This window comes from Mesorhizobium sp. P2_E10, assembly GCF_056404235.1.
Genome location: NZ_JBFUEK010000002.1, coordinates 759,180 through 772,126, shown reverse-complemented (window position 1 = coordinate 772,126; position 12,947 = coordinate 759,180). Strand labels below are relative to the sequence as shown.

The following is a 12,947-nucleotide window of genomic DNA, read 5'->3' as shown; positions in this document are numbered from 1 at the left end:
CATGCCAAAGCCCTCCACCGCCGCATCAGAAACGCGCGCGCCGTCGCATCTGTTCTATCTCTCCAGCCTGCGCCGGCCGCTGATCGATCGCGCCGAGGGCATCTATATGTGGACGCAAGACGGTCGCCGTTTCATCGACGGATCAAGCGGGCCGATGGTCGCCAATATCGGCCATTCCAACCGCAACGTGCTCGATGCGATGAAGCGGCAGATGGACCGCGCCACCTTTGCCTATCGGCTGCATTTCGAGAACGAGCCGGCGGAAGAACTGGCGCGGCAACTGGCGGGAAAACTGCCGGAGGGCATGGACCGCATCTTCTTCGTCTCTGGCGGCTCGGAGGCGACGGAATCCTGCATCAAGCTGGCCCGGCAATGGGCGGTCGCCACCGGGCAAGCCAGCCGCTGGAAGGTGATCACGCGCTTTCCCTCCTATCATGGCGGCACTTTGGGTTCGCTCTCGGTCACCGGCGACGATGCGCTGGCCGAAAGCTTCACGCCGATGATGCAGGTGATGCCGAGCGTGCCGGCGCCGACGGCGTGGCGCGACCGCGACAATCTGTCGATGGAACAGCGCGGCATCCGATACGCCGACATGCTGGAGGACAAGATCCAGGCCGAAGGACCGGACAGCGTGCTCGCCTTCATCATGGAGCCGATCGGCGGCGCTGCGACTTCTGCCCTGGTGGCGCCCGACAGCTACTATCCGCGCATTCGCGAAATCTGCGACCGCTACGGCATCCTGCTCATCCATGACGAAGTGATGAGCGGCGCCGGCCGCACCGGCAAATTCCTTGGCGGCGATCACTGGAACTGCAAGCCAGACATCGTCGCGCTGTCGAAAGGGCTAGGCTCCGGCTATGCGCCGCTCGGCGCGCTGGCCGCACCGATGCGGCTGGTGCAGCCGCTGCTCGCCTCCGGCGGCTTCCAGCATGGCCACACCTATGCCGGAAACCCGCTGGCCTGCGCCGCCGGGCTTGCGGTGCTCGGCGAGATGGACCGGCTCGATTTGATCGCCAATGCGGCGAGAATGGGCGACGTGCTGATGGACGGGCTGAAAGGGCTTGCGAAACGCTTCCCCTTCATTGCTGACGTGCGTGGCAAAGGCCTGCTCACCGGAGCCGAGATGGTCGCCGATCCGGAGACGCTTCGGCCGATCGATCAGAGCAAGAAAGCCACGCAGCGCCTGCTCGACCTGGCCTATGAGCGCGGCCTGATCATCTACGGCCGCAGGGTCAAGGGCGGCGTCGACGGCGACAATTTCATGGTGGCGCCGCCGATGATCGTTACCCGCGAACAGATCGGCGAAATCATTTCCATCATCGGCGACTCGCTGCAGGTGCTGGCCGCCGAACTCGACCTCCCGGTCGAAGGCTGAGGGGGAAAAATGGCGCCGAGGAAAGTCATCATCACCTGCGCGGTCACCGGCTCGGTGCACACACCGTCCATGTCGCCCTATCTGCCGGTGACACCCGACCAGATCGCCGCTGAGGCGATCGCCGCCGCCGAAGCCGGCGCGTCGATCCTGCATCTGCACGCCCGCGATCCAAGCGACGGCCGGCCGACCGCCGACCCTGATGTGTTCATGCAATTCCTGCCGCGCATCAAGCAGGCGACCGATGCGGTGATCAACATCACCACCGGCGGCTCGTCGCTGATGACGCTGGACCAGCGGCTGGCCGCGCCGCTGCGGGCCGAACCCGAAATGTGCTCGCTCAACATGGGCTCGATGAATTTCGCGCTGTTCCCGATGCTCGACAGACCGAGGGAATGGCAGCACGAGTGGGAGCCGAAGCTGCTCGAGGCGACCCGCGACACGATCTTCAAGAACACTTTTGCCGACATGGAGACGGTGCTCGATAAACTCGGCAAGGGCTGCGGCACGCGTTTTGAATTCGAATGCTACGATGTCGGCCATCTCTATTCGCTGGCGCATTTCCGCGACCGCGGGCTGGTGTCGGGACCGTTTTTCATCCAGTTCGTCTTCGGCATTTTGGGTGGCATCGGCGCCGATCCGGATAATCTCGTGCACATGAAGCGCATCGCCGACAAACTCTTTGGCGACAGTTTTCAGTTCTCGGTACTGGCAGCCGGCCGCCAGCAGATGCCACTGATCTCGATCGCCGCGGCAATGGGCGGCAATGTCCGCGTCGGGCTGGAGGACAGTCTTTACGACGGCCGCCAGCTGGCCAAATCCAATGCCGACCAGGTGCGCCGCATCCGCGGCATTCTCGACGGGCTGTCCCTGGAGGTCGCGACGCCGGCCGAGGCGCGCGCTATGCTGGCGCTCAAGGGTGGCGACCGGGTGGCGTTCTAGGCGCATGGTGGAGGCCGGGTGGCAAAGGGAGGAGCTGATATAGAAAGGGTTCTCGTCTCAGCCTGCCTGCTCGGCAGCAAGGTTCGTTACAACGGTTCCTACCGGCTCAACGACCATCCCGTTCTGGCGCGATGGCAGGCAGAAGGGCGGGTCGTGCAGATCTGCCCGGAGGTCGCCGCGGGTTTCTCGACGCCGCGCCCGCCGGCTGAAATTCGCGGCACCGGCGACGGCCTTGCTGTGCTGCACGGCCAAGGCCAGGTGGTCGAGAAAACCGGAAACAATGTGACTGCACTCTATCTCGAAGCCGGGCAGCTCGCGCTCGATCTCGCCCGGGAAACAGGCTGCCGCTATGCAGTCCTGACTGACGGCAGCCCGTCGTGCGGCAGTAGCTTCATCTATGATGGGAGTTTTTCGGGCAACCGGGTGGCTGGCTCTGGCACGACCACGGCGCTGCTGGAGGCGAACGGCATTCGCGTCTTTTCGGAAGACGGCATTGGCGAGCTTGATGACCTCCTGGCCAAGCCTGATACAGCCGGAACCGCAGCCTGATCCATGCGAGAGAAAGCCCGAGCCACGACCCGCGATACCATCATCCGCCCCGGCACCATCGACGACGTCGACACCATCTACGCCGCCCTGTTGCGCCTCGGCAACCATATTGGCGCGCATCAGGAGATCACGTCCACCGCCGACGACCTGCGCCGCTACGGCTTTGGCGAAAAGCCTGCCTTTTCGACCCTGATCGCCGAAGTCGGCGGCGAGTTTGCCGGGCTGTGCCTGCATTTCCCGATCTTCTCGACCTGGATGGGCCGGCCCGGCGTCTATGTGCAGGACCTCTATGTCGAAGGCCGCTTTCGCGGCCGCAAGATCGGCGAACGCCTGCTGCGCAGTGTCGCTGCGCAATGCCGGAAGGACGGTGGCGTCTATCTCAGGCTATCGGTCGACACCGACAACGAAACCGCCAAGGCCTTCTACGAACGATTGGGCATCGCCTGGTCGAGCTACGAACAGACTCAGAAGATTGTCGGCGACGCTTTCTTCGCCTTTGCCGATGGGCCGGACGATGTATAGCCGGCTACTGTATTGGGAGACATGATGAAAGCCTTCTATGCCGAGGAACAGAAACGCCACGATCCAAAGGCCTTCCTCTCCAGCGGGGCGCCGCAGCCCAATCCGGAAAAGCCGGAACGCGCAGAGCGACTGCTTGCCGGTGCCAAGGCCGCCGGCTGCACGATCGAGCGGCCACGGGATCATGGGCTCGGCCCGGTCTCTGCGGTGCATACCCCCGAATATCTGGATTTCCTCGAGCACATCTTCGTGCGCTGGCAGCGCATCGAAGGCGCCTCGGCCGAGGTGATCCCCAACATTCACCCGATTGCGCGCAACGGCTCCTACCCGGCCTCGGCTGTGGGACAGGCCGGCTATCATATGGCCGATACCGCTTGCCCGATCTCGGGCGAGACCTGGGGCAGCGCGCTGTGGAGCGCGTGGAGCGCGGTCGAAGCTGCCGAAGCGGTGATGGCAGGCGCACCGGCCGCCTATGCTCTCTGCCGCCCGCCCGGCCACCACGCTTTTGCCGATGTCGCCGGCGGCTTCTGCTTCATCAACAATTCGGCGGTCGCGGCGCAAGTGCTGCGCAAGCAGGCCGCGCGGGTGGCGATCCTCGATGTCGACCTGCATCACGGCAACGGCACGCAGGGCATTTTTTATGCGCGACCCGACGTGCTGACGGTGTCGCTGCATGCCGATCCGGTGCGCTTCTACCCGTTCTTCTGGGGCCATGCTGACGAGCGCGGCGAAGGGCCGGGTCTCGGCTATAATTTCAACCTGCCTTTGCCACGCAAATCCGGCGACGCGGCCTTTCTGGAGGCACTCGCGGTGTCGTTCCAGCGTATCCGTGCCTTCTCGCCGGACGCGCTGGTCGTGGCGTTGGGTCTGGATGCGTTCGAGGGCGATCCCTTCGGCGGGCTTTCTGTCACCACGCCCGGCTTCTCACGCATTGGCGAGGCGATTGCCAAGCTCGGCCTGCCGACGGTGATTGTGCAGGAAGGCGGCTATCTCTGCGAAGCGCTTGGCGACAATCTCACCGCCTTCCTCACGGGTTTCGGCGGCAAGCGGCGATAGCGGACTAGCGCTGTTGCCTCAGCATGGCGATGACGCGGTGCACGCTTTCCAGCGTCTCGTCGATCTCGGCGACCGTGTTGTAGTGGGCGATGCCGATGCGCACGACGCCGTGCTCGGCCGGAATGCCGAGCTGGTGGACGATCTCCCAGGCGTAGTTGTGGCCCGACCAGAGGAAGATGTTTTCGGCATTCATCTGGCGCACGATCGTCTCCGGCACGATGCCATCGACGGTGAAGGAAACCGTCGGCACGCGATGCCCGAGCCGCGCCGGGTCGGTGATGCCGTGGATCGTCAGGCCTGCAATGTCCGACAGCCCGTCGATCAGTCGTTGCGCCAGCGGATTCTCGTAGGCGATCGAGACTTCGAACGCCTTGGCAATCTTGCGCCTTCTTGACCCACCCTCGCCCGCCGCCGTGCCCAGTTCGGCGAAATAATCGACGGCGGCGGTGAGGCCGGCCATCAGTTCAATTTGCGGCGTGCCGAGTTCAAAACGTTCCGGCAGGCCGTTGGACGAACAGCGACATTTGTACGGCTTCAGCGCCTCGATAACATCCAGCCGGCCCCAAAGAATGCCCATATGCGGGCCGAAGAATTTGTAGGCCGAGCAGATCAGGAAATCGCAGCCGAGGTCTTGCACATCGACCAGGCCATGCGGCGCGAATTGCACGGCGTCGACATAGACCAGCGCGCCCGCCTGTTTGGCGATGCCGGCCAGCGCCTTCACCCGGTTGATGGAACCGGTCAAATTGCTGGCATAGTTCAACGCGACGAGCCGTGTCCGGTCGGTGAGCAGTGCGCTGAGCGCCGTCTCCTCGACCTGCCAGCTCTGCTCGTCGAAAGCCAGCCAGCGCACGACAAGGCCAAGGTCCTCGGCCAGTTGCAGCCAGGGCGAGACATTGCCCTCGTGGTCCATGCGGGTGAGGATGATCTCGTCGCCAGGCTTGAACGTGCGGCCGAGCGTGCGCGACATGTGGTAGGTCAGCGTCGTCATGTTGGCGCCGATGACGATTTCCTGGGGCGACGCGGCACCGAGGAAATCGGCCATCGCGGCATGGGCATCGTCGACGACCTGTTGCGCGGCAACAGTGGTTTCGAAGAAGCCGCCGAGATTTGCGTTGGTGGTCAAAAGACAGTGAGACACCGCGTCGGCGACCGCCTGCGGCACCTGCGTGCCGGCAGGATTGTCAAGGTAGATGCGGCGGCGGCCCTTGTCGGTGAGGGAAAGCGCCGGAAATTTTGCCCGCACGGCGTCGATCTGAAATGCCATTTTTGTTCCCCCGATCAATTCAACTGGCCTACGGATCCCTTGCTCACGGGCACGGATTACCGACGCGCTGATGGATCGCATCGACCGCCTTCTGCATCTCCTCGGTCCAGGTCACGTCGACTGACGACAGCGCCATTTCAAGTTGCGCAATGGTCGTCGCGCCAATGATGTTCGAGGTGACGAACGGCCGGCTCGACACATAGGCGTTGGCAAACAAGGCCGGTTCCAGGCCGAAGGAGCGCGCCAACTCGTTATACTCGAGCTGCGCCTCCGCCGCGTTGGGCGTCTCGTAGCGCTGGCCGCGGTTGAACAGTTGCGAGCGCGACCCTTGCGGGCGTGCGCCATGGTCGTATTTGCCGGTGAGATAGCCCTGCGCCAGCGGCGAATAGGCCAGCAGAGACACCTGCTCTCGGTCGCAGACTTCGGCCAGGTTCACCTCAAAAGTGCGGTTGACGAAATTATAGGCATTCTGGATCGAGGCGACGCGCGGGCCGATGCCCTTGTCGGCCTCGGCGATGAAGCGCATGGCGCCCCAGGAATTCTCGTTCGACAGGCCGAGATGGCGGATTTTTCCTGATTTCACCAACTCGTCGAACACGGCGAGTGTCTCGGCAATCGGCGTCTCGCCGGCCGGCGCCCCGATGGAATCGGCACGCGGCCCCACGGCGCCGATGCGGTTGGGATTGGCGCCCCACGGTATGTCGCGTTCCGGCCAATGGATCTGATAGAGATCGAGATAATCGGTGCCGAGCTTGGTCAGTGATTTTTCGATGGCGTCAAAGATGTCGGCGCGCACCAGCTTCGAGGGACGGTCGCCGCGAAACCAGGTGTTGGCGGTGCGGCCGACCACTTTCGAGGCCAGGATGACCTGGTCGCGGTTGCCCTTCGCTTTCATCCAGCTGCCGATGATCTTTTCGGTGCGGCCTTGTGTCTCCGCCTTGGGCGGAATCGGGTAAAGCTCGGCGGTGTCGATGAAATTGACACCGCGCGCAAAGGCCAGGTCCATCTGGGCATGGCCGTCGGCTTCCGTGTTCTGCTGGCCCCAGGTCATCGAGCCGAGGCAAATCTGGGTAACAAGAAGATCGGTCCGACCGAGACGGCGTTTGTGCATGGAATTTCTGCTCCGGAGGGAAGACTGGGCGCGGCGGCGCGAGAAGGAAATCGCATTTATAGGGAAAGCAGTCGCGCTCTCCAAGCCTCGGCGGACCGACTTTTGCGTGAACTCCGGAAAAGTCAGCGCCTGGCGCCGGCCAAAGCGCGCCGCTTGGCTTCGTCGATCAGCATGTTGGCCACCTGCATGCGGATCATGGCGCGCTGGCGCAAATGCGGGGCGACACGGTCGGGATGGTTGGCGAAGGCGAAGCTGCGGCGCATGCGGCCGAAATCGGCGACATCCCTGGGCTGGTTGAGGCCAAGTTCGAAGGCGATGGATTCGGGATCGATCGGCGGCAACTTGTCTTCCGGCTTGGGTTCTTCGCCGGCCAGCGCGATCTTCGCCTGATCGAGCAGTGCGGCGAACTCGCTCGCCAGGTCGGCGCCCTCGCGATACTCGGCGGCAAACGTGTCGCCCGCAACCTTTATGCGGCCGGAATGAAGCTCGTCCGCCACCGACAGATAATCGAACGGAATCGACGGCCGTGCGCCGGCCTCCTCGCCCTTCTCGGGGGCGACGAAGAGGTCGTCGAGCAACGAAGCGAAATCCCGCTTGCTCCCGGTGCCGATCTCAGCCTCCCCTGTCGTAAGCGCACCTGTACCGGCGTCCAACATAGAATCGGCTCGTTAAAAATGAATGCGACCGATCTTAACCAATTTAGCCGTTGGCTTACGGCGTTTGCCAGCCGAACCCTCTATGCAAAAAAAAGCCGGACTGCATTTTCATACAGTCCGGAAAATTCGCCAGGAGTGGCGAGGAAAAGCCGGCCATGTGCCAGCGTTGAAGCATACGGTCGGGACGCGCCGGAAGTTTCACCGGCCGGTTCGATTGTGACGAAAAAAATTGCGCAGCATGGCTGCCATGCAAATGCTGCACTGCACAATCTTCATGATTTGCCTATATTGCTTGATGTGGAGGATCAACAAGGGGCCATGATCATGGGGTTCTTCACTGAAATGTTCGCTCGTCCGCGTCCGCAGGAACATCTGCGCTATCGCTCGGCACTGGCACTGCTGCATGCGATGAGCAGCAGCGACCGCGCCGACATCGGCATCAAGCCGGCCGATTTTCCGCGCATCGCCCGCGAAATGTCGCTGCGCTGAACAAGGCGTTTAGCCGAGCCTGACGCGAGGCTTCCCGGCAGCGCCGGGAAGCCTTCTTGACCTTCAACGCCCGAGGAAAGTTGCCTTGCCCAGCGGCACGCCGTTGTGACGCAGGATGTCGTAGGCCGTGGTCACGTGGAAGTAGAAGTTGGGCATGGCGGCGTGCAACAGGTATTGCAGCCCGGGCATCGAGACTTCACGCCCCGCAAGCCTGAGTTCGATCGTCCGCTGGTCGGAGCCATCGAGGTCGGCCGCCGAGAAGGTTGCGAGATGCTCGAGGGTCTTGGCGATACGGGCCTGGACGTCGGCAAAACTCGCCTCATTGTCCTCGTATTTCGGCACCTCGCGGCCGGCAAGCCGCGACGGCGCACCTTTGGCATGATCGGTGGCGATCTGCACTTGTCTCACCAGCGCGAACATGTCGGGCGCCAGCCGCGCCGTCAGAAACACCTGCGGATCGATCTTGCGATCAGCCGCATTCTGTTCGGCTGCAGACAGCACATTGGACAGCGCCTTGAGCCTGGCGGAAAACACCGGCACGGACGCTTCATACATCGATAGTGTCACTTGAAATCTCCACGCGGCGGGACGCCGACAGCGGCACGTAGCGCCTTCGCGCGTGACTTTTCAAGCGTCACCGCGTCGCCGTAATCCTTATGCTAGAATTTCCGCATCGACTGGAGATTCCCGATGAGAAGCGCCCTTCTTGCAGCGACCGCTTTTTTCTCCCTTGCCACCATCAGCCAGACTGCCTTTGCCGCCGACGAAGCGCCCTATGTCGATGACCGGTCGGACGCCGCCGCTGTCGTCCGCTCGCTTTACAGTGCCATCAACCGGCACGAATTCGCGCGCGCCTGGGGCTATTACGGCGACACCAAACCGGCCAAGGATTTCGATACATTCGTCAAGGGTTATGACGGCACCGACAAGGTCGATGTCGAAACAGGCGCTGTTTCCGATGAGGGCGCGGCCGGCAGCATCTATTACAGCGTCCCCGTCGCAATCCGCGCCACCGGCAAAGACGGCAACGAGGCGGTATTCGCCGGCTGCTACACGCTGCGCCAGGTCAATGCCCAGGTTCAGGCTCCACCGTTCCAACCGATCTTCATCGACAAGGGCGCGCTGAAACCGTCAAAGGCCGATTTCGAGGAAGCGCTGCCGGCAAGCTGCGGCGACGGACCGCCGCCGCCCAAGAAAGACACCGCACTGGAGCAAGCCAAGAAGATGTTTGCCGCCGACTACGGCGGCCAGTGCGACAAGGAATTTCTCGGCGAGGAGCCGGAAATCTTTTCTATCAAATACAAGGAAAAGGATGCTGCTGCTGGCGATCCCGACAAGGAAATGCGGCTTTTCCATTTCTCCTGCGCGGCTGCGGCCTACAATGAAAGCTCCGTCTACTACTTGAGCGATGAAGTGGCGGGCGTGCGGCAATTGCAGTTCGCCGAACCCCAGATGGATATCCGCTACGAGAACAATGACAGCGACGGCAAACTTTTGGGCATGACCATAGTCGGCTTCCACACGACCGGCTGGGCGACCAACTCCGACTACGACGAAGATACCAAGACGATCAGCACGTTCAACAAATGGCGCGGCGTCGGCGATGCCTCGGACTCAGGGACGTACCTGTTCCGCAACGGTGACTTTTCCCTGGTCCAGTACGATGTGGATGCATCCTATGACGGCGAGGAAAACCCGCAGACGGTGGTGGACTACAACACCGCCCCGTAGAGGCTACCCAAGGGGGTCAAGGCGCTTTCGACAGCATCCAGTTGAGCGTGCCGCGCCAGTCGGTCATGCGGATCGGCGTGCCATGCGTGCCCGTCTCGAAGCGAACGAAATGGGTCGGATACGGATAGGCTTTCGATTTGGCGATGATGGAGCGGAAGAAGGCTTCCTGCTTTTCCACCGGAAATACCGGGTCCTTGCTGCCCTGACCAAAGAAAACCGGCACATGACGCCTGAAGGCGGGGCTCGCCAAAAAGCTCTCGTCCCAGAGCGAGCCAAGCAGCAGCAGCCCGTCGATGCGCCGGCCGGTGTCGTTGCGGGCGGCAAGTTGCCAGCACAGCGATCCGCCCATCGAGCCGCAGGCGACGAAGATTTTCGCGCCCGGCGATTTTTCCGCATAGTGGTCGATCAGCGCCGCGACCTGGGCTGTGCCGGTGTCGCCGAAATCGGTGAAATCCGGAGAGAGATAGAGGCCGCCATTGGCTGCCATCAGGTTCTTGATGCGGTTGAAATTGCCGCCGAAGGTGAAGTCGTCGACGCCTTGCTTGCGGCTGCCGCCCTGCCCGTGCAGGTAGAGCACGATGATGGCGGCGCCTTCGGTCTTGCCGACGGCGATGTGCCTGACATCGCCGGCATCGGTTTTCAGCAGCAGATCCTGCTGCACCTTGCGCACGCTGGTGTCGGTGTATTGGGCATGCACCCGGCGCTCGGGCACTTCATCACGGGCGTTGATGTCGCGCAGTTCCTGGTAGTCGATGACCGTGTAGGCGCCGTTATCCGCCGACGACAGCGTCGCCGGGTAGGCGAACAGATCGTCCTTGAAAGGTTTCAGCGCCTCGGCGCGAGCGGCGACGCCGCCAGGAAACAATACGAGCGCTGAGGCAAGAAGGGCGTAGCGGAATCTGAAAGCCATGCCCAAGCCATGCGTTTTTCAGCTTCGGTTTGTCAATCCTGGAGCACGCCGCCGGCGCCTTCCAACGCCTCGCGTGTGTCGACGTCGATCGATGCGCCGTCGCCGATCTCGACATCGACGACATCCAGCCCCTCGGCCTCGACCAGATGCCGCGCGCCGGTATCGCCTTCGAGATGGGCGATCGCGGGAAACAACGCACGCGGCAACAGCACCGGGTTGCCACGGCGGCCATCATGCGAAGCACGCACGACCGAGCGGCCTTCGGCCTTGCGGAAAGCGTCGATCAGCCTGTCGAGGTCGGCTGATGAGACGCCCGGCATGTCGCCGAGAACAATCATGGCGCCGGCGGCGTCTTCGGCAACCCTGGCAATGCCGGTTTTCAGCGATGAGGACAGGCCCTCGGCAAAATCCGGATTGTCGGCAAAGGTGACGTCAAGGCCCGACAAGGCTGCCCGCACCCGCTCGCGCTGATGGCCGGTGACGACGATTGTTTGAGAGGCTTTCGAGGCAAGAGCGCGCTCGGCGGTGCGGCGCACCAGCGGCTTGTCGTCGAACAATGCCAACAGCTTGTTTGGCCCGCCCATGCGGCTGGAACGGCCGGCGGCCAGAAGCACGACATCGACCGCCAGTTGCGCCTTGGCCGGCAGCGGCTCGCGCGGCTGCGGCCGTGTCGGGATTTCCATCAACAGCCCGCCGACGCCCATGCCGGCAATGTCCTTGGCGGTTACGTCGAGGCCGGCGATCAGCCGGTCGAGCACCCAGTCGAAGCCGTTCTCCTTGGGGCTGCGGGCGCAACCCGGCGCACCGATGACGCGTTTGCCGTCGAGCATGCCGAGCACCAGCAGATTGCCGGGATCGACCGGCATGCCCGCCCGGACGATGGTGCCGCCTGCGCGCTCGATGGCCGCCGGAACGACGTCGCCGAAGTCGCTCATCGCCGAGGCGCCAAAAATCACCACCATGTCATTGTCGCGCGCCAGCGAGGCTGCCGCCTCGGCCACGGCGATGATCTCATGCGGCGTGCGGCGCTCCGCCGTCAGCCGGCCGCCCGAGCGCGCCAGCCGCGCTTCGGTGACGCGCAGCGTCTTGTCGAGCACGCTCGACTTGATGCCAGGCAGAACCGTCTGGATGACGCCGACGCGTACCGGCTGGTAGGCGTTGACGGCAAAGATCTCGCCGCCGGCGCAGATCTTTGTCACCGAATCGACCAAGGCCGAGGCGACCGCGAACGGAATGATCTTCACTGTCGCCACCATCTGGCCTTTTTCGACCGGCGCGTGCTGCGCCAGCGTGGCGATGGTGATGGTCGGGTCGACGGCGTTGATTGCGTCGATCATCGCGGCGTCGACGGTGAAGATGCCGGCGGCGTCAGCGTGCAGATTGACGCGGCCGGTCGCCGCCGGCCTCGCCTCGATGTTGCGATGGTGCATGCTCGCGGCGATCTTTTCGGCGGCTGGGTCCTCGCTCAGATCGTCTGCGGCCAGCACCGCCGCGACAACCTCCGAAATGCCTGAAGCCTTCAGCAGCGACACGTCGTCGGCGCTCAGCCGGTGCGCCTTGCGGAAGCGCCGTTCTCCGGCCGTGGTGGCGTGGGCCAGCACAGCACCTTCGGCCGCCTCGATCGGGATCGGGCCGAATTTCACGCCGCGGCACCCTTGGCTTCGAGGCCGCGCGAACGAAAGGCGTGGATCGCCTGCGCCAGCACCGCAACCGCAATCTCGGCCGGGCTTGCCGCACCAATGTCGAGGCCGATAGGCGCGTGGATGCGGGCGATCTGGTCGGCGGTGGCGCCCAGGGCCAGCAGGCGCTCGACGCGCTTGGCGTGCGTCTTGCGGCTGCCAAGCGCACCGACATAGAAGCAATTGGCGTCGAGCGCCGCCTTCAGCGCAAAATCGTCGATCTTCGGGTCATGCGTGACGGCGGCCAGCGCCGTATAGCTATCGAGCGGCTGGCGCTCTAGCACATCCTCAGGCCATTCGGCATGCAGCGCGACATCGGGAAAGCGGTCCGGGGTGGCAAAGGCCGTTCGCGGATCGACGATCTCGACCGGATAGCCGGCGATCTTCGCCATCGGCGCCAGTGCCTGGCTGATATGGACGGCGCCGATCACCACCAGGCGCGGCTGCGGCAGATGGGCGTTGAGAAAGAAGGTTCGTCCCTCCGCCTCGACCGAACCGGAATTGCCGGTACGAAACGCCTTGGCGATGGCCGCTCCCAAATCGCCGGCAACGGGATCGCCCTCGCGCACGATGCGGTCGCGGCCGTCGCCAAGATCGGTAACCAGGATCGCCGCGCGGCGAGCGCGGCGTTCGGCGTTCAGCGTTTTCAGCGCATAGGGGTCCATG

At 63.5% G+C, this 12,947-nt stretch carries 14 protein-coding genes; 7 read left to right on the top strand and 7 right to left on the bottom strand.

From position 1 onward, the window contains the following. Nucleotide 1 precedes the first annotated feature (1 nt). The 5 genes from AC1D0N_RS08525 to AC1D0N_RS08505 are packed head-to-tail and all read left to right on the top strand — an operon-like array spanning nt 2 to nt 4,438. Nucleotides 2-1,375 (top strand): aminotransferase family protein, encoded by a 1,374-nt coding sequence (locus AC1D0N_RS08525; protein ID WP_477242978.1) that lies wholly within the window; start codon nt 2-4, stop codon nt 1,373-1,375. A gap of 9 nt (nt 1,376-1,384) precedes the next feature. Next, nucleotides 1,385-2,314, top strand: coding sequence for a 3,5-dioxohexanoate:acetyl-CoA acetone transferase (kce, locus tag AC1D0N_RS08520; RefSeq protein ID WP_477242977.1), 930 nt, complete (start codon nt 1,385-1,387; stop codon nt 2,312-2,314). A 39-nt stretch (nt 2,315-2,353) separates the two neighbouring features. Then, a complete protein-coding gene (locus AC1D0N_RS08515) occupies nt 2,354-2,863 on the top strand; it encodes a 2-thiouracil desulfurase family protein (protein ID WP_477243121.1) in 510 nt (169 codons plus the stop codon). 3 nt (nt 2,864-2,866) lie between these two features. Beyond that, the gene (locus AC1D0N_RS08510) at nt 2,867-3,385 is read left to right on the top strand and encodes an N-acetyltransferase family protein (RefSeq protein ID WP_477242976.1); all 519 of its coding nucleotides are present in this window, start codon (nt 2,867-2,869) and stop codon (nt 3,383-3,385) included. Between the two features lie 24 nt (nt 3,386-3,409). After that, a complete protein-coding gene (locus AC1D0N_RS08505) occupies nt 3,410-4,438 on the top strand; it encodes a histone deacetylase family protein (RefSeq protein ID WP_477243120.1) in 1,029 nt (342 codons plus the stop codon). 4 nt (nt 4,439-4,442) lie between these two features. On the opposite strand, the gene AC1D0N_RS08500 is transcribed toward AC1D0N_RS08505, so the two are convergent. The 3 genes from AC1D0N_RS08500 to AC1D0N_RS08490 form a co-directional block, all read right to left on the bottom strand. After that, complete coding sequence (locus tag AC1D0N_RS08500; protein ID WP_477242975.1) at nt 4,443-5,705, bottom strand: cysteine desulfurase-like protein; 1,263 nt, start codon at nt 5,703-5,705, stop codon at nt 4,443-4,445. Nucleotides 5,706-5,748: 43 nt separating this feature from the next. After that, nucleotides 5,749-6,816 carry an aldo/keto reductase gene (locus AC1D0N_RS08495; RefSeq protein WP_477242974.1) on the bottom strand — a complete coding sequence of 356 codons (1,068 nt, stop codon included), beginning with the start codon at nt 6,814-6,816 and terminating at the stop codon, nt 5,749-5,751. 122 nt (nt 6,817-6,938) lie between these two features. After that, the gene (locus AC1D0N_RS08490; RefSeq protein WP_477242973.1) at nt 6,939-7,472 is read right to left on the bottom strand and encodes a hypothetical protein; all 534 of its coding nucleotides are present in this window, start codon (nt 7,470-7,472) and stop codon (nt 6,939-6,941) included. 18 nt (nt 7,473-7,490) lie between these two features. On the opposite strand from AC1D0N_RS08490, the gene AC1D0N_RS08485 reads away from it, so the two are divergent. Beyond that, entirely contained in the window at nt 7,491-7,961 is a 471-nt protein-coding gene (locus AC1D0N_RS08485) for a hypothetical protein (protein ID WP_477243128.1), read from the top strand. A 63-nt stretch (nt 7,962-8,024) separates the two neighbouring features. Here the strand turns inward: AC1D0N_RS08485 and AC1D0N_RS08480 are convergent, their stop codons facing one another. After that, the gene (locus AC1D0N_RS08480) at nt 8,025-8,528 is read right to left on the bottom strand and encodes a DUF1993 domain-containing protein (protein WP_477242972.1); all 504 of its coding nucleotides are present in this window, start codon (nt 8,526-8,528) and stop codon (nt 8,025-8,027) included. 123 nt (nt 8,529-8,651) lie between these two features. Here AC1D0N_RS08480 and AC1D0N_RS08475 point away from each other — a divergent pair, with 123 nt between their 5' ends. Then, the gene (locus AC1D0N_RS08475) at nt 8,652-9,692 is read left to right on the top strand and encodes a DUF1176 domain-containing protein (RefSeq protein ID WP_477242971.1); all 1,041 of its coding nucleotides are present in this window, start codon (nt 8,652-8,654) and stop codon (nt 9,690-9,692) included. 16 nt (nt 9,693-9,708) lie between these two features. Here the strand turns inward: AC1D0N_RS08475 and AC1D0N_RS08470 are convergent, their stop codons facing one another. From AC1D0N_RS08470 to AC1D0N_RS08460, 3 genes are read right to left on the bottom strand one after another with little or no spacing between them, the layout of a single operon-like run. Next, a complete protein-coding gene (locus AC1D0N_RS08470) occupies nt 9,709-10,602 on the bottom strand; it encodes an alpha/beta hydrolase (RefSeq protein WP_477242970.1) in 894 nt (297 codons plus the stop codon). A 32-nt stretch (nt 10,603-10,634) separates the two neighbouring features. Further along, nucleotides 10,635-12,245, bottom strand: a complete 1,611-nt coding sequence (locus AC1D0N_RS08465) for an NTP transferase domain-containing protein (RefSeq protein ID WP_477242969.1) — start codon at nt 12,243-12,245, stop codon at nt 10,635-10,637. After that, the gene (locus AC1D0N_RS08460) at nt 12,242-12,946 is read right to left on the bottom strand and encodes an XdhC family protein (RefSeq protein ID WP_477242968.1); all 705 of its coding nucleotides are present in this window, start codon (nt 12,944-12,946) and stop codon (nt 12,242-12,244) included. The genes AC1D0N_RS08465 and AC1D0N_RS08460 overlap by 4 nt, the downstream gene beginning before the upstream one ends. Nucleotide 12,947: the final 1 nt, after the last annotated feature.

Bases quoted from the DNA above. Each gene is read 5' to 3' on its own strand.
- AC1D0N_RS08525 (WP_477242978.1), top strand. From the start codon at position 2: ATGCCAAAGCCCTCCACCGCCGCATCAGAAACGCGCGCGCCGTCGCAT.
- kce (WP_477242977.1), top strand. From the start codon at position 1,385: ATGGCGCCGAGGAAAGTCATCATCACCTGCGCGGTCACCGGCTCGGTG.
- AC1D0N_RS08510 (WP_477242976.1), top strand. From the start codon at position 2,867: ATGCGAGAGAAAGCCCGAGCCACGACCCGCGATACCATCATCCGCCCC.
- AC1D0N_RS08505 (WP_477243120.1), top strand. From the start codon at position 3,410: ATGAAAGCCTTCTATGCCGAGGAACAGAAACGCCACGATCCAAAGGCC.
- AC1D0N_RS08500 (WP_477242975.1), bottom strand. From the start codon at position 5,705: ATGGCATTTCAGATCGACGCCGTGCGGGCAAAATTTCCGGCGCTTTCC.
- AC1D0N_RS08495 (WP_477242974.1), bottom strand. From the start codon at position 6,816: ATGCACAAACGCCGTCTCGGTCGGACCGATCTTCTTGTTACCCAGATT.
- AC1D0N_RS08490 (WP_477242973.1), bottom strand. From the start codon at position 7,472: ATGTTGGACGCCGGTACAGGTGCGCTTACGACAGGGGAGGCTGAGATC.
- AC1D0N_RS08485 (WP_477243128.1), top strand. From the start codon at position 7,491: ATGAATGCGACCGATCTTAACCAATTTAGCCGTTGGCTTACGGCGTTT.
- AC1D0N_RS08475 (WP_477242971.1), top strand. From the start codon at position 8,652: ATGAGAAGCGCCCTTCTTGCAGCGACCGCTTTTTTCTCCCTTGCCACC.
- AC1D0N_RS08470 (WP_477242970.1), bottom strand. From the start codon at position 10,602: ATGGCTTTCAGATTCCGCTACGCCCTTCTTGCCTCAGCGCTCGTATTG.
- AC1D0N_RS08460 (WP_477242968.1), bottom strand. From the start codon at position 12,946: ATGGACCCCTATGCGCTGAAAACGCTGAACGCCGAACGCCGCGCTCGC.